Genomic DNA, 23,514 nt, shown 5'->3' on the forward strand with positions numbered 1-23,514 from the left:
ATGCCGTCACGACAGGAGTCAGTCGGCCGCCGACACGACGCTGAGGTGGGAGGCGGCACGACGGTGCCCGCGGCGGCGGGACGGGGCGCGGCGCGTCTCGCGCAGGACCAGCGTGAGCCGGGTGCAGTCCATGCCTTCGAGGATCCTGGTCGTCTCCACGACGAGACGGCAGTCGGTGACTCCCCAACGCGGATCGGGATGGCGCAACGGCCGTACCGCGCCGTCGTGTTCGGCGGCCTGCTCGCCGACGGCACGGAGCCAGTGCGGCAGCCCCTGCCGGTAGGCCGCCTCCATGATGGGGTCCTGGGCGATGTCCCGGCGGATGGCCTGCAGCCCGTGGTCGTGGCCGTCCCGCTCCACCGTCTTGGCGAAGTGGGCCAGCATCGGCAGACACCAGCTCGACTCGTGTTCGCCCAGCACCGTGGACGCGTCCGGGTGGAAGAGGACGAACCGGAGGAAGTTGTCGCCGGGCATGGCCGTCGGATGCGGTTCGACATCCCGGAAAAGTGTCTGGAAAGCAGCGTTCGCCAGCAGTACGTCCCAGCGGTGGTCGACCACCAGGGAGGGAAAGGGGACCGCGTTCAGGAACACGGCGTAGTCCTCCAGATAGGCCTGCACCTCGGGAGTCTCGAAGACGGGCGGCCGCGGTGTCGGCCGCTGCCCTCCTGCCTGATGTGCCATCGGGAGGTCACCCCTCTTGCCTGTGCGGCCTTGACGCGGCGCCCCGATCCTGCTGCCCTGACGTGAGGTGTGTCAACTATCGTGGCATTCCATGCCCGTTGACGGCTGAAATTGGACACAGTTGTGGCGAGACCTGGATGTGAGTTCGAGACACGGGCTAGTCTCCGTGAAGTTCATGGCAAACGCTCGTGAGAAGCCTGTGAGAGACGTAGGAGATCTGTCGGTGACGGGTGGCTTCGAGGGTCCGGACACCGCGCCGACGACCGCGCTGTCGGCCGTCGTCGCCCGCGTCACCGTACTCGCCGACCGGCTCGAGGTGCCGCACGCCGAGATCTTCGACGTCGGCCGGCTGTCCGCGGCGTCCGGCGTTCCGGAACCGGTGGTCAAGGCTCTGCTGAGCGGCCGGCCCGCAGGCGAGCCCGAGGTGCAGACCCGGTTCGTGCAGCGTCTGGACCTGCTGCGCCGTACCCGGCTCAAGCCGAACGGCCGCAAGTACACTCAGCAGGAGATCGCGGACGGCGCGGGCATGTCCCGCCAGCAGGCCGGCGCCCTGATCAACGGCGACCGGCGTCCCACCATGGAACACTGCGACGCCATCCAGCGGTTCTTCCGGGTGCACGCCGGATTCCTCACCGCCGAGGACCCCGAAGCGCTCGCGGGCGCCCTCCGGCACACCGAGCAGGAACTGCTGCAGACCCTCGCGGACCGTGAGCGGCGGGCCGCCGCGGCGGCCGACGACCCGCTGGAGCGGCTGCTGCGGGACCACGGCGTGCGCGGAATCGCGTGGCGGGCCGCACAACTCCCCACCGACCAGCACCGCGACAAGGTCGCGGAGTGGCTGGACATGCTCCTGGAGAGCGTTCAGCGGCCCCACTCCTGACCTGGGGAGCGCTGGTGGCCCGCCGCTCCGCCGGACGGGCGGAGCGGCGGGCCGCACAGCCCGACTGTCAGTGGTGGACGGCAGGCTGGAGGCGTGCCCGCACCGTGCGGGACGTCTGATGCCGGATCACGACCCGGGGAGAGCCGAGCGATGCCCACCGCCGTACTGACCGACCACGAGCGCACCGCCGTCCAGGCCTATCTGCGACTGCTGCACACGGTGCGCGCCGCCTACGACGCGGAGAGCGGCCCGCCGGACACCCGCAGGCCCCCGGTCGTCGCGCCCTCGGCCCTCGCGGAGGCGGAGACCGCCCTGGCCCGCGCCGGGCTGAGCGGCAACGAGGAGACCTTCTTCCGGATGCTCCGCGACTGGCATCCAGAGCCGTGACCGGGAGAGCAGGGCCGGGCCGACGCCCGTGCCGCGCGACGGCGGGGCACGGACGTCGGCCCCGTCAGCCGTGGGGTACGGCGACCGCCGTCGCGACCAGGCCGCTCTCGGCGGTCCAGCGGCCCGCGAAGTGGTCGAGGCGGCGGTCGCCCACCCATGGGCCGGGAACCAGGAGCGCCGCCCGGAAACCGCCGCGCGTCCGTTCGCCGGGGTCGGTGAACAGCTCGATGTCGGCCTCCATGAAGTCCAGCCACTGCCCCGTGAGCGGGAACCACGCCTTGTAGACGGCCTCCTTGGCGCTGAACAGCAGCCGGTCCCAGTGCACCTCGGGCCGCTCCACGGCCAGTCGGCCGATCCGCTCCGCCTCCCCGGGCAGGGCGACGGAGGACAGCACCCCCTCGGGCAGCGGCCCCTGCACCTCCGCGTCGATGCCGAGGGAGGCCAGGTCGTCGGCCCGGACGAGGGCGGCGGCGCAGTAGCCCGTGCAGTGGGTCATACTGCCGGCCAGCCCGGCCGGCCATCCGGGTGCGCCGCGCTCGCCGGGCAGCACGGGCTGCGGGGGCACTCCGAGCTTCTCCATGGCCCGGCGGGCGCAGGAGCGTACCGCCCGGAACTCCCGGCGGCGCTTTTCGACCGCCCGCTCCATGAGCGCCGCCTCCTCCGGGTAGAGCGGAGCGTCGGCGCCCTCGTCGCCGCGGGCCTCCACGACGACGACCGTGGCCGGCAGCAACTCTTCGATCATCGGGTCCCTCCCTCGGGCTCGCCCTTGCCTTCGTCCGCGTGCCCACCCGGCACGATCCGGTGCAGCCGTCCCGGTGGCGCCGCCCGCTTGCGCCATTCGCGGGGGTAGCCCACGGACACCTCCTCGAAGGGGACGCCGTCCTGGCGGGTGCTGCGCGGGATGTGGAGGTGGCCGTAGACCATCGTGTGGACGTTGAACCTGCGGTGCCAGTCGTCGGTCAGCTCGGTGCCGCACCACATGGCGAACTCGGGGTACCACAGGACGTCCGTCGGGTGCCGGTGCAGCGGGTAGTGGTTGACGAGGACGACGGGCAGGTCGTCCGGCAGTTCGGCGAGCCGGCGTTCGGTCGCCTCGACCCGGGCCCGGCACCAGGCCTCCCGGCTCGGGTACGGATCGGGGTGCAGCAGGTGCTCGTCGGTGCAGACGACGCCGGTGCCGTGCGCGTACGCCAGTCCTTCGTCCTTGGTGGCGCAACCGGTGGGCAGGAACGTGTAGTCGTACAGCAGGAACAGCGGGGCCACGGCCACCGGACCGCCGGGGCCGTCCCAGATCGGGTAGGGGTCCTCGGGGGTGGTCACACCGAGCTCTCGGCACTGTTCGACGAGGTGGTCGTAGCGGGCGACGCCGCGCAGGGTGACGGTGTCTCTCGGGTGGGTCCACAGTTCGTGGTTTCCGGGCACCCAGACGACCTTCCGGAACCGGCCGGCGAGTGTCTTGAGCGCCCAGCGGATGTCGTCCACCGTCTCCGCGACGTCCCCGGCCACGAGGAGCCAGTCCTCGTCCGACTCGGGGTGCATCCGCTCGACCAGCGCACGGTTCTCCTCGTAACCGATGTGCAGGTCGCTGATCGCCCACATCTGTCCGTCGCCACCGGCCGTGGACGCCACTCGTCGCCTCCTGGAGATGAACGAACAACCCGTACGGACAGCATGCACTCCCCGAGCGCTTCGAGCAGGGGGACCCCGGCGTCCGCGAACACTCCCAAGGGATCACATCCGTGTCGCCCGGACAAGGGCGGTTCTCCCGGAGTCTCCCGGGAGACCGTGACACGCCCGTGGTTCGGCCCCGGGCGCCGAAGCCGTATGATCGGCCCCGACACCACCGCATTGAAGAGCCCTTCGCACAGGGCCGTTCGGTGACCCTCCATACCCTCTGCCCGGGCACGGGCCGCTGAGGCCTGCCCGCACACCGTGAAAGGCGGCCTGCATGGCCTCATGCGTACGCGTATGGCTCAACCGCACGTACGCGGAGAACGTGTTCTTCATCGATCAGGTGAGAAAGAATCCCGACGACCGGGCCGTCGAGATCCATGCCACGCACGGCGACCCCGACTCCCCCGTACTGGCCGCGGCCGACACCGCCGAGCTGGAACCCGAGAACCTGTCCCCGGCGGCGTACGTCGAGTACGCGCTCGCCCAGTGCGCGCGGCGCGGCATCGACGTGTTCGTGCCCCGGCTGCACCAAGGGGCTCTCGTCGCGCACCGCGCGGAGTTCGAGGCGGCCGGTACGGCGCTGCTGGCGCCGCCGCCCGAGGCCGTGGCCGTCTTCCGCGACAAGGTGATCGCCTACGAGGCCGTGCAGGCGATCGGGGTGCCCGTGCCGCCGTGGTGGCGGGTGCGGTCGGCGGACGAGCTGGTCCGCGCCGTGGAGGAGCTGGATGCGCTGGGGCACCGGGCGTGCTTCAAACCCGCCTCCGGCGCGGGCGGTGTGGGCTTCCGGGTGATCACCCGTGCCCCCTTCGCCCTCGGGCAGCTGAGCGGTTTCCCCAGCCCGCAGGTGCCGCTCGATCTGGTGCTGGCGGCGGTGCGGCAGGCGGAGGAGCCGGTGGACTGGCTGGTGATGCCGGTGCTCGAGCAGCCGGAGGTGTCGGTGGACTGTCTCACCGGGCCGGACAACCGGGTCCGGCTGGCCGTCGGCCGCACCAAGAACGGCCGTCGCAGGGGGTTCACCCTGCACGAGCGGTGGCTGGAGCCGGCCCGGCGGATCGCGGAGGGTTTCGGCCTGCACCATCTGTCCAACATCCAGTTCCGGATGTTCGGCGAGCAGCCGGTGCTGATGGACGTCAACACCCGCCCCGCCGGTGGCCTGCACCAGCTGTCGCTGTGCGGGGTGAACGCGCCGTGGGCCGCCGTGCGGCTGGCGCTCGGCGAGGACCCGGGCGAGATCTCCCCGCCCTTCCTGGGCCAGGACTACTCGGTGGTGTCCGGCCCGCGTCCGCTGCGTCCCGTGTCGGCGCCACAGCTGCGCCCCGACCTGCCCGCGGAGCTGCCCGCGCCCGCGCTGAGCGGCGTACCGGCCGCGGCGGTGGCCGGGGACGCCGTGGCCGGCGGCCCGGCCTGGGGCCCGGGCCACCGGTAGGGTCGGTCGGCCGCTGTCACGGGGGGCCGGCCGACCCGGTGCACACGGTGCGCGGGCGGTCAGTCCCGGTTCCGGTCCACCGTCAGCCGCAGGGTCAGCACCTGGAACGGACGCAGGGCCACGGGCATGCTGTCGCCGTCGGTGTCCGCCGGCTCCAGCGGCCGCTCCAGGAGGTCGGTCACCTGGGCCCCGCCGAGCGGGAAGCCGGTGCGCAGGGTGCCGGTGGCACGTCCGCCGCGGGATTCGTAGAGGCGGACGACGACATCGCCGGAGGCGTCGTCGGCGAGCTTGACCGCCTCGACGGTCACGCCCCGGCCGTCCACCGAGACGACCGGGTCCGGTGCGCCCGCCGCCCGGGCCACACGCAGCGGCAGGTTGAGCGCGTAGCCCTCCGCGACGGCGTCCTCGATGCCCGCGCCGGGCAGCAGCGCGTAGGTGAAGCGGTGCAGGCCCTGGTCGGCCTCGGGGTCCGGGATCCGCGGGGCGCGCACCAGGCTGAGTCGGACCGTCGTGGTCGTGCCTCCGTCGTCGCGGACCGTGCGGGTCACGTCGTGGCCGTACGTCGAGTCGTTGAGGACGGCGACGCCGTAGCCGGGTTCGCCGATGTGCACCCAGCGGTGGCCGGAGACCTCGAAGCGGGCCGCCTCCCAGCTGGTGTTGGTGTGGGTGGGGCGCTGGATGTGACCGAACTGGATCTCCGCGGAGGAGTGCGGGGCCCGGATGTCGAACGGGAAGCCGGCCTTGAGGATCTTCTCGGCCTCGTGCCAGTCGATCTCGGTCTCGAAGTCGACCCGGGGGCTGCCGGCGCGCAGGGTGATCGTCTGGGCGATCCGCGAGCCGTTGCCGAAGGCACGCTCCACCCGGACGGCGCCGACCAGCGGATCCTGTGCGACAACGGTGACGGACTCGGCGGCGGGCAGCTCGGTGAACCGGTTCCGGTAGTGCCGGTCGATGTCCCAGGCGTCCCAGTAATTGGGGAGGTCCGTGTGCAGCCGGAGCAGGTTGCCCGGACCGGCCAGCACCTCGCGGTCGGAGCGGAGGTCGTGGACGGACGCCAGCGTGCCGTCGTCCGCCAGTCGCACCCGCACCATCCCGTTGTCGAGCACCCGCTCCGTGACGGTCACCGGCCGGGGGCGGGGGGAGCCGGCCGGCGCCTCCAGGGGTGCGCTGCCGTTCGCGGGCGCGGTCGTCCACACCGGCGCTCCCCCGGGTGTCCGGATCACCTCGGCGCGGTCGTACGGACTGGTGTTGAACACCCGGAGGCCTGAGCCCTCGCCCAGGGCGGCGATCGCCTCCCCCGTCAGCGCCTCCAGCTCCTGTGCGACCCTGGCGTACTCCGCCTCCGCCTCCCGGTGCACCCAGGCGATGGACGAGCCGGGCAGGATGTCGTGGAACTGGTGCAGCAGGACCGTCTTCCACAGCCGGTCGAGTGTCTCGTACGGGTAGGCGTGGTCCGGCGTGTGCAGTGCCGCCGTGGTGGCCCACAACTCGGCCTCGCGCAGGAGGTGTTCGCTGCGCCGGTTGCCCTGCTTGGTGCGGGCCTGGCTGGTGTAGGTGGCGCGGTGCAGTTCCAGGTAGAGCTCGCCGTTCCAGACCGGGGCGTCGGGATACTCCTCGCGGGCCTTGGCGAAGAAGGCGTCGGGGTGCTCGACGACGACCTTCGGGGAGCCCTCCAGATCGGCCAGCCGGCGGGCCCGCTCCATGTGCTCACGGGTGGGACCGCCGCCGCCGTCGCCCCAGCCGAACGGTGCGAGCGAGCGGGTACCGCCGCCCTTCTCGCGGTAGTTGCGCACGGCGCGGGCCATCTCCTCGCCGGTGAGGGCGGCGTTGTAGGTGTCGACCGGCGGGAAGTGCGTGAAGATGCGGGTGCCGTCGATGCCCTCCCACCAGAAGGTGTGGTGCGGGAACCTGTTGGTCTGGTTCCAGGAGATCTTCTGGGTGAGGAACCACTCGTTGCCGGCGAGCTTGGCGAGTTGCGGGTAGGCGGCGGTGTAACCGAAGGAGTCGGGCAGCCAGACGCCCTTGGTCTCGATGCCGAAGTGCTCGAGGAAGAACCGTTTGCCGTGGACCAGTTGACGGGCCAGGGCCTCGCCGCCGGGCAGGTTGCCGTCGGCCTCCACCCACATGCCGCCGACCGGTGCCCACTGGCCCTCGTCGACGGCTTTCCTGATCCCCTCCCACACCTGCGGATAGTGGTCGCGCACCCACGCGTACTGCTGGGCCTGCGAGCAGGCGAAGACGAAGTCGTCGTACTCGCCGGCGAGCGCGGTGACGTTGGAGAAGGTGCGGGACGTCTTGCGCCGGGTCTCGCGCAGCGGCCACAGCCAGGCGGAGTCGATGTGGGCGTGCCCGACGCCGGACACGGTGTGCGCGCTGGCGTGCGCGGGCTTCGCGAGGACGGGGGCGAGGGCCTCGCGGGCGGCGGGGGCGCTGCCGGAGACGTCGTCGAGGTCGAGGGCGTCCATGGCCCGGTCGAGGGCGTGCGCGATCTCGTGCCGGCGTGGCTCGTGTTCGCCCAGTTCGGCCATGAGTTCACGCAGCACGCACAGGTCCAGGTCGAGGTGCCAGACCGGTTCGTCGAGGACGGCGAGATCGGCGCCGCGGAACACGTACAGCGGTGTGTCGCCCGCCGTGCGCCGGTCGCCGAGCGGGGTCGGGCGGGCGAAGCCGTCGGCCAGGATGTCGGGGTTGGAGGCCGCCTCGACCAGGTAGTCGATCTCCTCGCCGCCCGCGGCCCGGCGGGCGACCGGAACGTACCGGTTGAACGGGTTGACCGCCTTCAGCGGGGTGCCGTCGGTCAGGTGCACCAGGGCTTCGGCCTGGAAGCCCGGCCCGGCGCCGGTGAAGCCGAGGTCGATGACCGCCTCGACGCGCCGGCCGGCCCACGCGGCGGGGACCTGCCCGCGCATCCGGAACCAGGTGGTGCCCCAGGGCGGACCCCACGGGGTGTTCCTGGCGAAGGGCTCGTAGGGGGCGGCTGCGGCCTGCGCGAAGGGGACCGGCTCGCCCGGCGCGTGCCAGGCCTCGACGGTGAGCGGGACGGTGGCGGCGTAGAGCGCGGGCTTGACGCGCTGGGTGTGGACGCGCTCGACGCGGCCCTCGATCCGATGGCGTTCGTCATGCATGAAGTGCTCTCCTCACGGGGCTACTTGAGGTGGGCGAGGCCGGGATGGACAGCGGTGTAGCCGTCGACGAGGCGACGGGCCACGTTCACGGAGTCGACGAGCGGGTGCAGCGCGAAGGCCTTGACCGCCCGGGCGCGGGAGCCGGACTCGGCGGCCTGGAGCACCTCGCGCTCGACCGCCTTGACCGCGCAGACCAGGCCGGTGGCGTGGCCCGGCAGCGGGTCGACGGAGACCGGGTGCGCGCCGCCGGCGTCGACGAGGCACGGGACCTCGATGACGGCTTCCGCGTCGAGTGCCGAAAGGGTGCTGCGGTTGCGGACGTTGAGGATCAGGGTGGTCCGTTCGTCGCGGGCGACGGCCCGCATCAGCGCGAGGGCCACCTTCTCGTAGCCGCCGGACAGGTCGTCCTCGTCGCGGTCACCGGCGCCGGCGGTTTCGCGGTTCTCCGCCATGTAGGTGGCCTCGCGTTCGGCGCGGGTGCGGTTCCAGGTTTCCAGAGCGGGGGTGCCGGTGTCGTCGGGGTCGCCCACCTGCGCGTAGAACCGGGCCTGCTGGTCGTGGAGGAAGGCGCCGCGGGTCTTCTTTGCCTGTCGGTAGGCGCGTACGGTCTCCCGGTTGAAGTAGTAGTAGTGCAGGTACTCGTTGGGGATCGCGCCGAGGGACTGGAGCCAGTCGGCGCCGAAGAGCCGGCCCTCCTCGAAGGAGCCGAGCAGGTGGCGGTCGGCGAGCAGGCGCGGGAGTTCGTCGCGGCCCTTGACCCGCAGGCCGCGCACCCAGCCGAGGTGGTTGAGGCCGACGTAGTCGATCCACGCCTCCCGCGGGTTCGCGCCGAGCACCCGGGCGACGCGGCGGCCGAGGCCGACCGGCGAGTCGCAGATGCCGATGACGCGGTCGCCGAGGTGACGGGACATGGCCTCGGTGACCAGGCCCGCCGGGTTGGTGAAGTTGATGACCCAGGCGTCGGGGGCGAGGCGGGCCACCCGGGCGGCGATGTCGACGGCTACGGGGACGGTGCGCAGTCCGTAGGCGATGCCGCCCGCGCCGACCGTCTCCTGCCCGAGGACGTCCTCGGCGAGCGCGACCCGTTCGTCGTTCGCGCGGCCCTCGAGGCCGCCGACGCGGATCGCGGAGAAGACGAAGTCGGCGCCGCGCAGGGCGTCGTCCAGATCGGTGGTGGTGGTCACCTCGGGAGCGTCGGGCACGCCGGCCGCCTGCTCGGCCAGCACGCGGGCGATCGCATACAGTCGACGATCGTCCACGTCATGGAGGACGACCCGGGTCACCCGCCCCTCGGCGCGGTCCTCGAGGAGCGCGCCGTACACCAGCGGCACCCGGAATCCTCCGCCGCCCAGAATCGTCAGTTTCACGTCTGCACCCTTCCCTTCTCGACGTCACCGATGCCGTCGACGCCGTTGACGGCATCGACACCAGCATGTCCGGCCGACCCGAGCGGGGCGGAGGCCGGAGCGAGCACTGAGGTACGGGGCGTCCGTACGCCGTCGTCGTGGCGCGGTTGCACCCGTTCGCGTCGATTCACGGAATGAACTCTGCCCGCGCAGAAAGACTTTCTCGGTTACACCTCTTGACGGCCACGGGGCCGCAAAGCACATTGGCGACACTCTGAGAGCGCTCTCAGAATCATCGAGCCGGGCTCTTCGAGCACTCCCCGCACGCACCCGTGCACCCTCATCCGTTCTCGTGTCCGCATCCGCATCCGAGAGGCAGCCCCCACATGAGTGACACCTCCGGCACCCCCCGCAGATCCCGGTCCCTCCGCAGACCCCGCCCGCTGCGGCGGGCGCTGCTCGCCGTCGTCGGCACGCTCGGGCTCACCGCGGCCGCCGCCACGGCCGCCGTCCCGTCGGCGAGCGCCGCCGCCCCGCCCCCGCCGTCGGGCTGGAACCAGGTCTTCGTCGACGACTTCAACGGCGCCGCGGGCAGCGGTGTCAACACCTCCAACTGGCAGTACGCGACCGGCAAGGGCTACCCGGGCGGCCCCGCCAACTGGGGCACCGGCGAGATCGAGACGATGACGTCGAGCCCGGAGAACGTCTCCCTCGACGGCAACGGCAACCTCCGTATCACCCCGCGCCGGGACGCCTCCGGCAACTGGACCTCGGGCCGCATCGAGACCAACCGTTCCGACTTCCAGCCGCCCGCCGGGGGCACGCTGCGCGTCGAGAGCCGCATCCAGGTGCCGAACGTGACCGGCGCCGCCGCCAAGGGCTACTGGCCGGCGTTCTGGATGCTGGGCGCGCCGTACCGGGGCAACTACTGGAACTGGCCGTCCGTCGGTGAACTCGACATCATGGAGAACACACAGGGCAACAACACCGTCTTCGCCACGATGCACTGCGGCACCGCACCCGGCGGGCCGTGCAACGAGAACAGCGGCATCGGCGGTTCGACCGCCTGTCAGGGCACCACCTGCCAGGCCGGCTTCCACACCTACCGGCTGGAGTGGGACCGCTCGTCGAGCGTGGAGGAGATCCGCTTCTACCTCGACGAAAACAACTTCCACACCGTGCGGGAGAACCAGGTCGACGCGACGACCTGGAGGAACGCCACCGCCCACGGCTTCTTCATCATCCTCAACGTGGCGATGGGCGGCGGCTTCCCCGACGCCTTCGGCGGCGGCCCGGACGGCGGTACCCAGCCCGGCTACTCGATGCTCGTCGACTACGTCCAGGTGCTGAGCTCCGGCGGCGGTGGCACCACGCCCCCGCCGACCGGCAACCGGGACGCCTACGGCACCATCCAGGCCGAGTCCTTCGACGCCCAGTCCGGCACGATGACGGAGCCCACCTCGGACTCCGGCGGCGGCCAGAACGTGGGTGCGCTGGCCAACGGTGACTGGCTGCAGTACAAGGGCGTCAATTTCGGCTCCTCCGCGGCCCGGCAGTTCTCCGCCCGGGTGGCGAGCGGTGCGCCGACCGGGGTCAGCGGCCTGGTCGAGGTACGCCTGGACAGCCGCGGCAACGCGCCCGTCGGGAGTTTCGCGGTGGGCAACACGGGCGGCTGGCAGTCGTGGCGGACGATCCCGGCGAACATCACCTCCGTGACGGGCACGCACGACGTGTACCTGACCTTCACCAGCGGCCAGCCGCAGGACTTCGTGAACGTCAACTGGTTCACCTTCGGCCGCTGACCACCGACGGTGAGGGGGCCCACGCGCGCGTGGGGCCCCCTCACCCATGCGGGCGACCACCGGAGACAGCACCTCGAGGCATCCTTCCGCTTGTAACGTCATACTTTTACTACTGAAGGCAAATCTGCAGCCACTCCTTCGGATCCAAGGCTCCTCAAGGACGAGCAGGCGAAAACCACGGGCACGGGCCCCGCCGGGATTTCTCGGAGGTGAAGGTTCCCGCTTCCCGGGACACCCTGTAGAGGGGAAGGCCCTCGACACCAAGGGAGCTGACACGGAATGACCGAGGAGACGGACGAGGCCGAAGGCGGAGGCGAGAACGAGGCCGGGGCCTGCTGGTCCAACCCCTTGCACGACCCCCGCGACCGCCGGCTCCCCCGGATCGCCGGCCCCTCCGGGCTCGTCATCTTCGGCGTCACGGGCGACCTCTCGCGCAGGAAGCTGATGCCGGCCGTGTACGACCTCGCCAACCGGGGTCTGCTGCCGCCCGGCTTCTCCCTGGTCGGTTTCGCCCGCCGGGACTGGGCGGACCAGGACTTCGCGCAGGTGGTGCACGACGCGGTCAAGGAGCACACCCGCACGCCGTTCCGCGAGGAGGTCTGGCAGCAGCTCGCCGAGGGTATGCGGTTCGTGCCGGGTGACTTCGACGACGACGCCGCTTTCGAGCAACTGCGCGCGGCCGTAGCAGAGTTGGACAGCGCTCAAGGTACCAGCGGAAACTACGCTTTCTATCTCTCGGTACCGCCGAAGTTCTTCCCGAAGGTGGTCCGACAACTGAGGAATCACGGGCTGGCCGACGCGCCCGAGGGTTCCTGGCGGCGCGCGGTGATCGAGAAGCCCTTCGGCCACGACCTGAAGTCGGCCAAGGAGCTCAACGCGATCGTCCACGAGGTGTTCGCCCCGGACCAGGTCTTCCGGATCGACCACTACCTGGGCAAGGAGACCGTCCAGAACATCCTGGCGCTCCGCTTCGCCAATCAACTGTTCGGGCCGATCTGGAACCGGTCCTTCGTGGACCACGTGCAGATCACCATGGCCGAGGACATCGGCATCGGCGGCCGGGCCGGCTACTACGACGGCATCGGCGCCGCCCGTGACGTCATCCAGAACCACCTGCTCCAGCTGATGGCGCTCACCGCCATGGAGGAGCCGGCCTCCTTCGACGCGGCGTCGCTGCTCGCCGAGAAGCTGAAGGTGTTCCGGGCCGTGCGGCTGCCGAAGGACCTGGGCCGGGACACCGTGCGCGGGCAGTACGCGGCGGGCTGGCAGGGCGGCCGACGGGTGTGCGGCTACGCGGAGGAGGAGGGCATCGACGCGGGCTCCACCACCGACACCTACGCCGCGATCAAACTGGGGGTGGACAACCGCCGCTGGGCGGGTGTCCCCTTCTACCTGCGCACCGGAAAGCGGCTGGGCCGCCGGGTCACCGAGATCGCGATCGTGCTGCAGCGGGCGCCGCACTCGCCGTTCGACTCCACCGCCACCGAGGAGCTCGGGCAGAACGCGATCGTCATCCGGGTGCAGCCGAACGAGGGCATGACGGTGCGGTTCGGTTCCAAGGTGCCGGGCACGTCCATGGAGATCCGCGACGTGACCATGGACTTCGCCTACGGCGAGTCGTTCACCGAGTCCAGCCCGGAGGCGTACGAACGGCTCATCCTGGATGTCCTGCTGGGGGACGCCAACCTGTTCCCCCGCCATCAGGAAGTGGAAGAGTCGTGGAGGATCCTCGACCCGGTCGAGGAGCACTGGGCATCCCACGGCACACCCGCGCGGTACACCTCGGGCAGCTGGGGACCCGCGGAAGCCGACGAGATGCTCGCACGAGACGGACGGAGCTGGCGCAGGCCATGAAGATCGACCTCACCGACACCACGGCAAGCGATGTCAACAAGGCGCTGGTGCGGGGCCGTCGCACCAGCGGCACCCCCGCCGTGGGCATGGTCCTGACGATGGTGATCGTCACGGACGAGGAGAACGCCTACGACTCGATCAAGGCCGCCGAGGAGGCCTCGCACGAGCACCCCTCGCGCATGCTCGTCGTCATCAAGCGCCACGCCCGCACCCCGCGCGACCGCACCCACCCGCGCCTCGACGCCGAGGTGCGGGTCGGTTCGGAGGCCGGCACCGGCGAGACCGTGGTCCTGCGGACCTACGGAGAGGTGTCCGACCACGCCGACTCCGTGGTGCTGCCGCTGCTGCTGCCGGACGCCCCGGTGGTGGTCTGGTGGCCTGCGGACGGGCCCGAGTACCCGTCGAGGGACCCGCTGGGTGCGCTGGCCCAGCGCAGGATCACCGACCTGTACGCGGTCGAGGACCCCCTGGAGGTGCTGGCCGCCCGGAGGCGTTGCTACGCGCCCGGTGACACCGACCTGGCCTGGACCAGGCTGACGCCGTGGCGGTCCATGCTGGCCGCCGCCCTGGACCAGGCCCGGCTGACGGTGACGTCGGCGGCCGTGGAGAGCGAGGCCGACAATCCGAGCGCGGAGCTGCTGGCGCGCTGGCTGGAGGCCCGGCTGAGCGTGCCGGTCGAGCGGGTGGAGACGGCCGGCCCGGTGGTCACCGGTGTGCGCCTGGGCACGGTGGACGGCGAGATCGTCATCGACCGCCCGGAGGGCCCGATGGCCACGCTGTCGCTGCCGGGGCAGCCGTCGCGGCGGCTCGCGCTGAAGGTACGCCCCCTCCCCGAGCTGATCGCGGAGGAGCTCAGGCGTCTCGACGCGGACGAGATGTACGCCGTCGCCCTGCGCGGCGAGGCCACCGAGGAGGTCCCCGCCCGTGTCTGACGCCCCCTCCCCCGCACCGACCCGGCGCCCCCGGTGGGCCGCCCTACCCGAACCCAGGAAGTGAACTGACATGCAGATCGGCCTTGTTGGTCTCGGCAAGATGGGCGGCAACATGCGTGAGCGCATCCGTGCCGCCGGACACACCGTCGTCGGCTACGACACGAACCCCGACCGCTCCGACGTCGGCCACCTGTCCGACCTCGTCGACCGGCTCGAGGGCCCGCGCGTCGTCTGGGTGATGGTCCCGGCCGGCGCGGTCACCCAGCGCGTCATCGATCAGCTGGGAAGCCTGCTCAAGCCCGGTGACACCGTCGTCGACGGTGGCAACTCCCGGTGGACGGACGACGAGAAGCACGCCAAGGAGCTGGGTGCCCGGGGCATTGGCTTCGTCGACGCGGGTGTCTCGGGCGGTGTGTGGGGGCTGGAGCACGGCTACGCCCTCATGGTCGGCGGCGACGAGGAGCACGTGGAGCGGCTGAAGCCGATCTTCGACGCGCTCAAGCCGGAGGGCCCGTACGGCTACGTCCACGCGGGCAAGGTCGGCGCCGGGCACTTCGCGAAGATGGTCCACAACGGCATCGAGTACGCCATGATGCAGGCCTACGCCGAGGGCTGGGAGCTGCTGGAGAAGGTCCACTCGGTGGACAACGTCCGCGAGGTGTTCCGCTCCTGGCAGCAGGGCACGGTCATCCGCTCCTGGCTGCTCGACCTGGCGGTCAACGCCCTCGACGAGGACGCCCACCTGGAGAAGCTGCGCGGCTACGCCGAGGACTCGGGCGAGGGCCGCTGGACCGTGGAGGCCGCCATCGACAACGCGGTGCCGCTCCCCGCGATCACCGCCTCCCTGTTCGCGCGGTTCACCTCCCGGCAGGAGGACTCGCCGCAGATGAAGATGGTCGCGGCGCTGCGCAACCAGTTCGGCGGCCACGCGGTCGAGTCCGCGGACCGAAACGCCCCGGAGCAGAAACGGGACCAGAAGCAGCAGGAGCAGGAGGACTGGGCGTAGCGACCGTGGGTGATCTCCTGCTGGCCCGGCACGGTGAGACGGAGTGGAGCAGGGCGGGACGGCACACCGGTGGCACCGATCTGCCCCTGACCCCGGGAGGCGAGGACCAGGCCAGGTCCCTGGCCCCGCTGCTCGCGGGCCGCGCCTTCGCGCTCGTGCTCACCAGTCCGCTGCTCCGCGCCCGGCGCACCGCCGAACTCGCGGGGCTGGCGGGGGCGGTGCCGGAGCCGGACCTGCGGGAGTGGGACTACGGCGGCTACGAGGGCGTCACCACCGCGGACATCCGACGCGCCCGGCCCGGCTGGGATCTGTGGACCGACGGGGTGCCGCCCGGTCCGGAGTTTCCCGGCGAGTCCGCCGCGCAGGTCGGCGAGCGGGCCGACCGGGTACTGTCCCGGGTGACCGGGGCGCTCGACACGGGTGATGTGATGCTCGTGGCGCACGGCCACCTGCTGCGGGTGCTGACCGCACGGCGGCTGGGCCTGCCGCCCGCGGACGGGCGGCTGTTCCGGCTGGAGACGGGGACGCTGGGCCGGCTGTCGCTGGAGCATGGCAGCCCGGTGCTCGCGGAGTGGAACACCCGGCCCTGAGGCCGTGACGCCGACGCCCTGCCCTACGGCTGGGACGTGAGGGCGGTCGACGTCCGGACGGCGTGCTGGGCGGCCAGCCGTACCGGTGCGTTGCGGGCGCCGTAGCCGCGGTGGCCGCCGTCGCGCTGGAGGAGTTCGAAGAACACCCGGCCGACGGTGCGGGTGTAGCAGTGCCGCAGGCTGCCGTGCTCGTCGCGGTCGTAGAGGATGCCCAGTTCGCGGTAGGTCTCCAGCTCGCCGTCGGCGAACTCGTGGCGGGCGGCGAGGTCGTCGTAGTAGTTCGCCGGGATCGGCAGCAACGGGACGCCCGCGTCGCGCAGTCGGCGGGCCGCGGCGACCACGTCGTCGGTGGCGAACGCGATGTGCTGGGCGTGCACGGTGTCGTCGCCGGGCGCGGCTTGGACGGTGAGGGCGATCCGGACGGTGCCGTCGGCGTTGCTGACCGCACGGCTGCGCTGCAGCCCGTAGGGATCGGCGACGTCGACGCTGTCCTCGGCCCGCAGCCCGAGCACGCTGCGGTGGAAGAGGGCCGCCTCGTCGAAGTGGTGCCAGGGCTGGGTGAGCGCGAGATGGTCGATGCGCCAGATCCTCAACGTGGCAGCCGAGTCTGCCGTGGCAGCCGCGGCAGACCCGGTCGAAGGCTCCCCGACGTCCTCGAAGTCGGCCCGCCAGCCGGCGAGTCGGGCGTCGCAGAAGAACAGTTCCGTGCCGTCGGGGGCGGCGACGGCGTCCAGCGGGGCGTCCTCGGGGGCACGGCGGCGCGGCAGTACGGGCGCCAGCAGGGCCTCGGCGCGGGCGGCGGCACCGGCGGGGTCGGGCGACTCCAGGCCGACGGCGGCGAGTCGGGTGCCGTCGCGGCGTACGGCCGTACCGGTGTTGACGAGGATGCGGGCCTCGCCCTGCTGCCAGAGGTCGACGGGTTTGCTCCGGTGCCGGGCGGTGCGGGTGAAGCCGAGGGCGCCCAGCAGTCCGGTGAGGGGTTCGGCGTCGGCGGTGACGAGTTCGGCGAAGGCGACGCCGGTGGGGACGACGGGGGCGGGCGGCTGCGCCACCCCCACCTCCTCCTGCAGGACGAGCAGGGAGCGCCGGGCGTCCACGGCGGTCGGGGCGGCCTCGGCCTGCCGGAACACGTCGTTGAACACCTCCAGGGACAGCGGCCCGTCGTAGCCGGTGCGCAGGACGTGCCGGACGAGTCCCGCGACGTCGAAGCCGCCCTGTCCGGGGAAGCAGCGGTGGTGGCGGCTCCACTGGAGGACGTCCATCGCGGGCAGCGGGGCGTCGGCCAGCTGGAGGAAGAAGATCTTCTCGCCGGGGATGTCCTCGATGCCCTTGGGGTCGGAGCCCCTCGAGAGGATGTGGAAACTGTCCAGGCAGGTGCCGAGCGCCGGGTGCCCGGCCGCCTCGACGATGCGCCAGGCATGGTCGTACGTGCTGACGTGCCGTCCCCAGGCCAGCGCCTCGTACGCGACCCGGATGCCGGAGTCCTGTGCCAGATCGGCGAGTTCGCGCAGCTGGGCGGCGGCGAGAGCGTCGTCGTCGATCGCCTCGGGGTCGACGCTGGAGCAGACCAGCACGGTGTCGGCGCCGAGTTCGCCCATCAGCTCGAACTTGTGCCGGGCGCGGCGCAGGTTGCGGGCGAACGCCTCGGCGGGCACGGCCTCGATGTCCCGCAGCGGCTGGTAGAGGTCGATGCCGAGCCCGAGGTCGAGGCAGCGGGCGCGGATCTCCCGTGGTGTGAGCGGGCTGGCGAGCAGGTCGTTCTCGAAGATCTCCACGCCGTCGAAGCCCGCGCGGGCGGCGGCCGTGAGTTTCTCGGTGAGGGTGCCGCTGAGGGAGACGGTGGCGATGGACGTACGCACGTCGGTACCTCTGCTTCCGTGAAGTTCCGTGCTCTGAGGGCTCTGGAGGCTCTGGGGGTTCTGGAGACTCTGGGGGCTATTGGGGTGCTGCGACGGGGCCGGTGAGTTCGGTGAGGTCCGCGAGCATGCGGGCCCGGTCGGGTTCCCGCCCGGTGAACAGGCGGAACGCGTCCGCGGCTTGGAAGGCGGCCATGCCGCCGCCGTCGAGGATGGCGCAGCCCGCCGCACGGGCGGTGCGCAGGAGCTCGGTCTCCAGGGGACGGTAGACGACCTCGGCGACCCACAGCCCGGGGTGCAGCAGCTCCGCGGGCAGCGGCAGTCCCGGGTGGGCGGCCATACCGGTGGGGGTCGCGTGCACCAGGCCGCCGCTGCCGTCGGCGGCAGCCAGGAGCTTCGGCAGCCGGTCCAGGGGTGCGGCGGCGGCGCGGTCCGCTCCGAAGGTCCGGTTCAGGGAGTCGGCGAGTTCGTCGGCCCGCTCGGGCAGGGCGTCGGCCACGGTGACCCGTCCGGCGCCGAGGGTGAGCACGGCGTGCGCGACGGCGGCACCGGCGCCGCCCGCGCCGAGCTGCACCACCCGCTCCAGCGGCACGTCGGGCAGGCCGCGGGCGAAGGAGGCGGCGAAGCCGGTGACGTCCGTGTTGTGGCCGACGGCCCGGCCGCCCTCGAAGACGACGGTGTTGACCGCGCCGAGCGCCTCGGCCTGTGGATCGAGTGCGTCGAGATGCTCGACGACGAGCCGTTTGCACGGATGGGTGATGTTGAGTCCGTCGAATCCGAGCAGCCGCGCGGCGCGCAGCAGCTCGCCCACCGCCTCGGGCGGCACGCCGATCGTGTCGAGGTCGAGGAGCCGGTACAGACAGCGCAGGCCCTGCCGGTCGGCCTCCCGCTCGTGCAGCGCGGGGCTGAGCGACGGGCCGATGCCGGAGCCGATCAGCCCGACGAGATACGAGTCCTTGAGCACCGGGGCCTCCAGAGACCACTCACTAATGTACGAACCAGTACGTTAGCTATATCAGCCGGTCGGGGCCTCGTGGAAGCCCCGGCGGGCCGATGACGGCCCCCTTCTACAATCACCGGCACTGCACCCCTCGCCCGAAGGAACTCCATGACCAGCGTCGAAGAACCGGCACGGCCCGGCGAGCGCATCCGTGACGCCGCCCGCACCAGGGCCGAGATCCTCGACGTGGCGACGCGGGAGTTCGCGCGGGCCGGCTACGACGGGGCCCGCGTCGACGAGATCGCCGCCCGCACCAGCACCACCAAGCGGATGATCTACTACTACTTCGGCGGCAAGGAACGTCTGTTCACGGCCGTGCTGGAGCGCGCGTACGGCGTGATCCGCGAGGCCGAGCAGCAGTTGGACGTCGACCACCTGGACCCGGTGGCGGCCATCCGGCGGCTGGCGGAGGTGACCTTCGACCACCATGAGCGGCACCCTGACTTCATCCGCCTGGTGAGCATCGAGAACATCCACGGCGCGGAGCACATCAGGGCCTCCGAGGAGCTCGGCCGGATGGGCTCGCCGGCGCTCGACGTGATCCGCCGGATCCTGGCCGCGGGGCAGGAGTCGGGCCTGTTCACGGCCGACGTGGACGCCGTCGACCTGCACGCGATGATCAGCTCGTTCTGCTTCTTCCGGGTGTCCAACCGGCACACCTTCGGTGCGCTGTTCGGCCGCGACCTGGTCGCCCCGGACCGGCGCGAGCACTACCGGGCGATGCTGGGCGACATGGTGATCGCGTACCTGACGGCGGAGCGGGCCACGGACTGACCGGCGGAGAGCCTCGCCCTTTCAATCCGGCGGACCCTGGGCCGACTCCGTACGACGCCACCTCTTGACACCGGGGGCCGTCGGGCGCAGCATCCCTATCCAGCCGCGACTAACTATCCAGTGGGTTAATTAGCGCACCGGCTTCTCCCCTCAGCTCATCCTCCGCGTACCGTCGTGGAGTCCCCTCGAAGGAGCCCGCCGTGTCCGTCCCCGCACCGCCCCGCGACGCCTCCCCGCCCGGACAGCCGAAGAAGGCGGCGACCGCCGCCTGGATCGGCAGCGCCCTGGAGTACTACGACTTCTTCATCTACGGCAGCGCGGCGGCGCTGATCTTCCCGGAGGTGTTCTTCGACGACTCCGACCCGGCCACCGCGACCCTGCTGTCGCTGGCGACGTTCGGTGTCGCGTACGCGGCACGGCCCCTCGGCGCGCTGTTCCTCGGCCACTACGGGGACCGGGTCGGCCGTAAGAAGATCATGGTCTTCACGCTGATGCTGATGGGCGTGTCGACGTTCCTCATCGGCTGTCTGCCCACCCGTGACCAGGTCGGCACCCTCGCGCCGGTCCTGCTGGTGCTGTGCCGCATCCTCCAGGGCATCTCGGCGGCCGGCGAACAGGCCAGCGCGAACTCGATGACCCTGGAACACGCGCCGCCCCACCGGCGCGGCTTCTTCACCAGCTTCACCCTGAGCGGTACGCAGGGCGGCCAGCTGCTGGCCACGCTGGTCTTCATCCCGGTGGCCGCGATGCCCGAGGAGCAGCTGCTCTCCTGGGGCTGGCGGGTGCCGTTCTGGATGAGCGTCGCGGTCGCCGTGGTCGGGTACGTCATCCGCCGCAAGCTGGACGAGACCCCGGCCTTCGAGCAGCAGACCGCCACCGAGGGGGTCGTGAAGCTGCCCCTGGCCGTGCTGCTGCGCGAGCACTGGGCGGACGTCCTGCGGGTGGTCGCGGGTGCTCTGATCGCCTCGGTCAGCACGATCTTCACGGTGTGGGCGCTGGCGTACGCGACCAGTGACGCGGTCGGCATGTCCCGCACGTCGATGCTGTGGGTGGCCGCGCTGGCGAACGTCGCCGCGCTCGCCGCGATCCCCCTGTGGGCCGTGCTCTCCGACCGGATCGGCCGCCGCCCGGTCTTCCTGGTCGGCGCCGTCGGCAGCGCGGTGACGATGTTCCTGTACCTGTGGGTCATCTCCACCGGCAACTTCGCCCTGACGATGCTGCTGGGCATCATCGCCTTCGGTGTCGTCTACAGCGCCGCGAACGGTGTGTGGCCGTCCTTCTACGGGGAGATGTTCCCGACCCGGGTACGGCTCTCGGGCGTGGCGATCGGCACCCAGATCGGCTTCGCCGTGGCCGGCTTCGCGGTCACCTTCGCCGCGCAGATCGCGGGCCCGGACGGGGACGACTGGACGGCGGTGGCGCTCTTCACGACCGCCCTGTGCGTCCCGCCGGTGATCGCGGCGCTCTCCGCGCGGGAGACCCACCGCGTCCCGACCGAACTGCTCGGCGAACGCGCGACCGGCGACGGCGTGACCCAGCCGGAGAAAGTGACGGCCTGAGCCCGCTCGCCCCGACCCCCGGAGCCGGTACCCGGCTCCGGGGGTCACGCGTCGGCGCGCCCCGGGCCCTACGACTCGCCGCGCCGGGGAATCCCGTACGCCCGCTCCACCCGCAGCCGCAGCACGAGGCGGCGGTCGCGGACCATGGCGGCGCGGTAGTCGTCCCAGTCGGGGTGTTCGCCGTTGACGTCGCGGTAGAGCCGGATCAGTTCCCGCACCGTCTCGTCGTGCGGGTCGGCGGCGACGGGGGACAGTTCGGCGGTGCCCTCGGCGACCGTGTACGCCCACCGGTCGGGGGTGGTCACGTGGTAGGACGCCCGGGGGTCCCGCCGCAGGTTGCGGGTCTTGGCCCGGTCGTCCGTGATCGAGACACGGATCAACCGCTCGTCGGGGTAGTAGGCGTGGTTGACGTTCGAAAGCTGGGGCCGTCCGTCCTGTTTCAGCGTGACGAGCACGCCACCGTTGTGATCACCGATCAGTGCGAGCAGCGCGGGCAGTGTGTCCTGTGTCATACCCCGTGCAACGCCCGCACCGGGCCCGTCGTTCCCGGCGCCCTCGCCGGCCGTCCGGGTTCGCCGGTGTGTTCACCCGGCCCGACGAGGTCTGACGTGCTGTGGGCGGGGTATGCCGGACTCAGCTCGGGAGCATGATCGAAGGAGTGCGCGATGGAACTGCTGCGGCAAGAGGCCGACCCGGCGGAGGCCGGTCTGGACGCGAAGGCACTGGACCGGCTGGACCGGCACTTCGCGCACGAGGTCGAGGAGGGGCGGCTGCCCGGCTTCCTCGTCGCCGTCGCGCGGGGCGGGCGGGTCGCGCATCTGACGGCGTACGGGCGGCGGGACGTCGCGGCCGGGCTGCCGGTGCGGAGCGACACACTGTGGCGGATCTACTCCATGACCAAGCCGGTGACCGCCGTCGCCGCGCTGATCCTCATGGAGGAGGGTCGGCTGTCGCTGGACGATCCGGTCGGCCGTCACCTGCCGGCGTTCGCCGAACCCCGGGTGTACGAGAGCGGTTCCGGCGACGGGATGCGGACGCGTCCCGCGGCCGGCCCCCTGCTCGTACGGCATCTGATGACCCACACCGCCGGGCTGACGTTCGCCTTCTACCACGCCCATCCGGTGGACGCGCTGTACCGCGAGGCCGGACTGGACTCGTCGGTGGCCCCGGGTGCGGACCTCGCCGGGACGGTCGACGTGTACGCCGGTCTGCCGCTGCAGTTCGATCCGGGCACGCAGTGGAACTACTCGGTCGCCTCCAACGTGCTGGGGCGGATCATCGAGGTGGTGTCCGGGCAGCCGCTCGACACCTTCTTCGCCGAGCGGATCTTCGGCCCGCTGGGGATGACGGACGCCGGTTTCCAGGTTGGTGACGAACAGGCGGAGCGGCTCGCGGAGTTGTACGGGGAGACAGAGGCCGGCGGCATCGAGCCCATCGCCGGGCTGCCGCTGCGGGGGCGTCCCCGGTTCCTGTCCGGCAGCGGGGGGATGGCGGCCTCCGCCCACGACATGCACCGTTTCATGGAACTGCTGCGCCGTCGGGGCGAACTGGACGGTGTCCGGCTGCTCACCCCGGAGACGGTGGACCTGATGACCCGCAACCACCTTCCCGGCGGCGCCGATCTGCGCGCCTTCGGCAGCCGTCCGGCCCACGACGAGCCCGGCAACGAGGGCATCGGCTTCGGCCTCGGTGTCTCCGTGGTCGTCGACCCGTCCCGTACGCGGGCCCCGTCCGGCCTCGGCACCTACGGCTGGACCGGGGTCGCCACCACCGCGTTCTGGGTCGACCCGGGCCGCGACCTGACCGTGCAGTTCTACACACAGGTGCGGCCCCGGTCCTCCCACTCGGTGTTCCCGGACCTCAGGCGGCTGGTGCACGAGGCCGTGACCGGCTGAACGCCGGCCGGCCGGACGCCGGTTCGCCGCCGGGGTGCCGGGTCCGTCGGGACGTCAGGACCAGTGCGCCACCGCGTCCAGGTGGGGCAGGTCGTGGTCGAGGCGCTCCCGCTTGGTGCGCAGGTAGGTGATGTTGCTCTCGCACGGCGGTATCAACAGCGGCACCTGCTCGGCGACCTGGACCCCGTGCCGCACCAACGCCTCGTGCTTGCGGGGGTTGTTGGACATCAGCCGCACCGACCGTACGCCCAGGTCCTGGAGCATGCCGGCGGCGACACCGTAGTCGCGGGCGTCCACCGGCAGGCCGAGGGCGAGGTTCGCCTCGACGGTGTCCAGCCCCTCCGCCTGCAGGGCCATCGCGCGCAGCTTCGCCAGCAGGCCGATGCCGCGGCCCTCGTGTCCTCTCAAGTAGAGGACGACGCCCGCCCCTTCGGCGGCCACCGCGCGCAGCGCGGCGGCGAGCTGGTCGCCGCACTCGCAGTGCTGGGAGCCGAACGCGTCGCCGGTCAGGCACTCCGAGTGCAGCCGGGTGAGGACCCGGTCCGTGCCGATGTCTCCGTGGACCAGGGCGACTTGTTCGTCACCGCGGTCGTGGTCGAGGTAGCCGACCGCCTGGAACTTTCCGTACACGGTGGGCAACGGCACATTCACGACACGTTCCACGCCGGTCCGCTGGGGTGGCTTCTTGGCGAGTACGCCTATGTTTTCTGTCATGATTCTCGGGTTC

At 71.8% G+C, this 23,514-nt stretch carries 21 protein-coding genes; 11 read left to right on the top strand and 10 right to left on the bottom strand.

From position 1 onward, the window contains the following. Nucleotides 1–18: 18 nt before the first annotated feature. Nucleotides 19–681, bottom strand: a complete 663-nt coding sequence (locus DIZ27_RS22505; protein ID WP_181383642.1) for a hypothetical protein — start codon at nt 679–681, stop codon at nt 19–21. 223 nt (nt 682–904) lie between these two features. Here DIZ27_RS22505 and DIZ27_RS22510 point away from each other — a divergent pair, with 223 nt between their 5' ends. After that, nucleotides 905–1,561 (top strand): helix-turn-helix transcriptional regulator, encoded by a 657-nt coding sequence (locus DIZ27_RS22510; protein ID WP_109380246.1) that lies wholly within the window; start codon nt 905–907, stop codon nt 1,559–1,561. A 150-nt stretch (nt 1,562–1,711) separates the two neighbouring features. Next, on the top strand, nt 1,712–1,948 hold the full coding sequence (locus DIZ27_RS22515) for a hypothetical protein (protein ID WP_109380247.1): 237 nt from the start codon (nt 1,712–1,714) through the stop codon (nt 1,946–1,948). 64 nt (nt 1,949–2,012) lie between these two features. On the opposite strand, the gene DIZ27_RS22520 is transcribed toward DIZ27_RS22515, so the two are convergent. Together DIZ27_RS22520 and DIZ27_RS22525 are read right to left on the bottom strand one after the other, a co-directional pair. Then, complete coding sequence (locus tag DIZ27_RS22520; RefSeq protein WP_109380248.1) at nt 2,013–2,690, bottom strand: 4'-phosphopantetheinyl transferase; 678 nt, start codon at nt 2,688–2,690, stop codon at nt 2,013–2,015. Further along, nucleotides 2,687–3,577, bottom strand: a complete 891-nt coding sequence (locus tag DIZ27_RS22525; RefSeq protein WP_109380249.1) for a metallophosphoesterase — start codon at nt 3,575–3,577, stop codon at nt 2,687–2,689. Before DIZ27_RS22525 ends, DIZ27_RS22520 begins: the two co-directional genes overlap by 4 nt. 319 nt (nt 3,578–3,896) lie before the next feature. On the opposite strand from DIZ27_RS22525, the gene DIZ27_RS22530 reads away from it, so the two are divergent. Further along, on the top strand, nt 3,897–5,048 hold the full coding sequence (locus DIZ27_RS22530; RefSeq protein ID WP_109380250.1) for an ATP-grasp domain-containing protein: 1,152 nt from the start codon (nt 3,897–3,899) through the stop codon (nt 5,046–5,048). A 59-nt stretch (nt 5,049–5,107) separates the two neighbouring features. Here the strand turns inward: DIZ27_RS22530 and DIZ27_RS22535 are convergent, their stop codons facing one another. The 3 genes from DIZ27_RS22535 to DIZ27_RS45850 are packed head-to-tail and all read right to left on the bottom strand — an operon-like array spanning nt 5,108 to nt 9,710. After that, complete coding sequence (locus DIZ27_RS22535) at nt 5,108–8,173, bottom strand: glycoside hydrolase family 38 C-terminal domain-containing protein (RefSeq protein ID WP_109380251.1); 3,066 nt, start codon at nt 8,171–8,173, stop codon at nt 5,108–5,110. 20 nt (nt 8,174–8,193) lie between these two features. Next, complete coding sequence (locus tag DIZ27_RS22540) at nt 8,194–9,540, bottom strand: 6-phospho-beta-glucosidase (protein WP_109380252.1); 1,347 nt, start codon at nt 9,538–9,540, stop codon at nt 8,194–8,196. Further along, on the bottom strand, nt 9,537–9,710 hold the full coding sequence (locus tag DIZ27_RS45850; protein ID WP_181383643.1) for a hypothetical protein: 174 nt from the start codon (nt 9,708–9,710) through the stop codon (nt 9,537–9,539). Before DIZ27_RS45850 ends, DIZ27_RS22540 begins: the two co-directional genes overlap by 4 nt. 195 nt (nt 9,711–9,905) lie before the next feature. Here DIZ27_RS45850 and DIZ27_RS22545 point away from each other — a divergent pair, with 195 nt between their 5' ends. The 5 genes from DIZ27_RS22545 (at nt 9,906) to DIZ27_RS22565 (ending at nt 15,703) form a co-directional block, all read left to right on the top strand. After that, nucleotides 9,906–11,321, top strand: coding sequence for a glycoside hydrolase family 16 protein (locus DIZ27_RS22545; RefSeq protein WP_109380253.1), 1,416 nt, complete (start codon nt 9,906–9,908; stop codon nt 11,319–11,321). A gap of 279 nt (nt 11,322–11,600) precedes the next feature. After that, on the top strand, nt 11,601–13,175 hold the full coding sequence (gene zwf, locus DIZ27_RS22550) for a glucose-6-phosphate dehydrogenase (RefSeq protein ID WP_109380254.1): 1,575 nt from the start codon (nt 11,601–11,603) through the stop codon (nt 13,173–13,175). Then, entirely contained in the window at nt 13,172–14,107 is a 936-nt protein-coding gene (gene opcA / locus DIZ27_RS22555) for a glucose-6-phosphate dehydrogenase assembly protein OpcA (protein WP_109380255.1), read from the top strand. The genes zwf and opcA overlap by 4 nt, the downstream gene beginning before the upstream one ends. Before the next feature lie 70 nt (nt 14,108–14,177). Then, the gene (gene gnd / locus DIZ27_RS22560; RefSeq protein ID WP_109380256.1) at nt 14,178–15,113 is read left to right on the top strand and encodes a phosphogluconate dehydrogenase (NAD(+)-dependent, decarboxylating); all 936 of its coding nucleotides are present in this window, start codon (nt 14,178–14,180) and stop codon (nt 15,111–15,113) included. 5 nt (nt 15,114–15,118) lie between these two features. Then, nucleotides 15,119–15,703: a histidine phosphatase family protein gene (locus DIZ27_RS22565; protein ID WP_109380257.1), complete on the top strand. Its 585-nt coding sequence runs from the start codon at nt 15,119–15,121 to the stop codon at nt 15,701–15,703. Nucleotides 15,704–15,726: 23 nt separating this feature from the next. Here DIZ27_RS22565 and DIZ27_RS22570 read toward each other — a convergent pair whose 3' ends face one another. Together DIZ27_RS22570 and DIZ27_RS22575 are read right to left on the bottom strand one after the other, a co-directional pair. Then, nucleotides 15,727–17,562, bottom strand: coding sequence for a bifunctional sugar phosphate isomerase/epimerase/4-hydroxyphenylpyruvate dioxygenase family protein (locus tag DIZ27_RS22570; RefSeq protein WP_109380258.1), 1,836 nt, complete (start codon nt 17,560–17,562; stop codon nt 15,727–15,729). A 76-nt stretch (nt 17,563–17,638) separates the two neighbouring features. Then, complete coding sequence (locus DIZ27_RS22575; protein WP_109380259.1) at nt 17,639–18,523, bottom strand: shikimate dehydrogenase; 885 nt, start codon at nt 18,521–18,523, stop codon at nt 17,639–17,641. A 144-nt stretch (nt 18,524–18,667) separates the two neighbouring features. Between DIZ27_RS22575 and DIZ27_RS22580 the strand changes: the two genes are divergently transcribed. Next, the gene (locus DIZ27_RS22580; RefSeq protein ID WP_109380260.1) at nt 18,668–19,333 is read left to right on the top strand and encodes a TetR/AcrR family transcriptional regulator; all 666 of its coding nucleotides are present in this window, start codon (nt 18,668–18,670) and stop codon (nt 19,331–19,333) included. 200 nt (nt 19,334–19,533) lie between these two features. After that, entirely contained in the window at nt 19,534–20,892 is a 1,359-nt protein-coding gene (locus DIZ27_RS22585) for an MFS transporter (protein ID WP_109380261.1), read from the top strand. Nucleotides 20,893–20,960: 68 nt separating this feature from the next. Here the strand turns inward: DIZ27_RS22585 and DIZ27_RS22590 are convergent, their stop codons facing one another. Then, nucleotides 20,961–21,404, bottom strand: a complete 444-nt coding sequence (locus tag DIZ27_RS22590; protein ID WP_109380262.1) for a PPOX class F420-dependent oxidoreductase — start codon at nt 21,402–21,404, stop codon at nt 20,961–20,963. A 153-nt stretch (nt 21,405–21,557) separates the two neighbouring features. Here DIZ27_RS22590 and DIZ27_RS22595 point away from each other — a divergent pair, with 153 nt between their 5' ends. Beyond that, on the top strand, nt 21,558–22,787 hold the full coding sequence (locus tag DIZ27_RS22595; protein ID WP_109380263.1) for a serine hydrolase: 1,230 nt from the start codon (nt 21,558–21,560) through the stop codon (nt 22,785–22,787). Between the two features lie 54 nt (nt 22,788–22,841). On the opposite strand, the gene ribA is transcribed toward DIZ27_RS22595, so the two are convergent. Beyond that, nucleotides 22,842–23,501 (bottom strand): GTP cyclohydrolase II, encoded by a 660-nt coding sequence (ribA, locus tag DIZ27_RS22600; RefSeq protein WP_109380264.1) that lies wholly within the window; start codon nt 23,499–23,501, stop codon nt 22,842–22,844. Nucleotides 23,502–23,514: the final 13 nt, after the last annotated feature.

Origin of the sequence: Streptomyces sp. NWU339 (assembly GCF_003143855.1) — a bacterium.
GTDB lineage: Bacteria > Actinomycetota > Actinomycetes > Streptomycetales > Streptomycetaceae > Streptomyces.

Coding starts and splice junctions, on each gene's coding strand:
- gnd (WP_109380256.1), top strand. CDS start 14,178: ATGCAGATCGGCCTTGTTGGTCTCGGCAAGATGGGCGGCAACATGCGT.
- zwf (WP_109380254.1), top strand. CDS start 11,601: ATGACCGAGGAGACGGACGAGGCCGAAGGCGGAGGCGAGAACGAGGCC.
- DIZ27_RS22505 (WP_181383642.1), bottom strand. CDS start 681: ATGGCACATCAGGCAGGAGGGCAGCGGCCGACACCGCGGCCGCCCGTC.
- DIZ27_RS22595 (WP_109380263.1), top strand. CDS start 21,558: ATGGAACTGCTGCGGCAAGAGGCCGACCCGGCGGAGGCCGGTCTGGAC.
- DIZ27_RS22535 (WP_109380251.1), bottom strand. CDS start 8,173: ATGCATGACGAACGCCATCGGATCGAGGGCCGCGTCGAGCGCGTCCAC.
- DIZ27_RS22520 (WP_109380248.1), bottom strand. CDS start 2,690: ATGATCGAAGAGTTGCTGCCGGCCACGGTCGTCGTCGTGGAGGCCCGC.
- DIZ27_RS22530 (WP_109380250.1), top strand. CDS start 3,897: ATGGCCTCATGCGTACGCGTATGGCTCAACCGCACGTACGCGGAGAAC.
- ribA (WP_109380264.1), bottom strand. CDS start 23,501: ATGACAGAAAACATAGGCGTACTCGCCAAGAAGCCACCCCAGCGGACC.
- opcA (WP_109380255.1), top strand. CDS start 13,172: ATGAAGATCGACCTCACCGACACCACGGCAAGCGATGTCAACAAGGCG.
- DIZ27_RS22590 (WP_109380262.1), bottom strand. CDS start 21,404: ATGACACAGGACACACTGCCCGCGCTGCTCGCACTGATCGGTGATCAC.
- DIZ27_RS22515 (WP_109380247.1), top strand. CDS start 1,712: ATGCCCACCGCCGTACTGACCGACCACGAGCGCACCGCCGTCCAGGCC.
- DIZ27_RS22545 (WP_109380253.1), top strand. CDS start 9,906: ATGAGTGACACCTCCGGCACCCCCCGCAGATCCCGGTCCCTCCGCAGA.
- DIZ27_RS22580 (WP_109380260.1), top strand. CDS start 18,668: ATGACCAGCGTCGAAGAACCGGCACGGCCCGGCGAGCGCATCCGTGAC.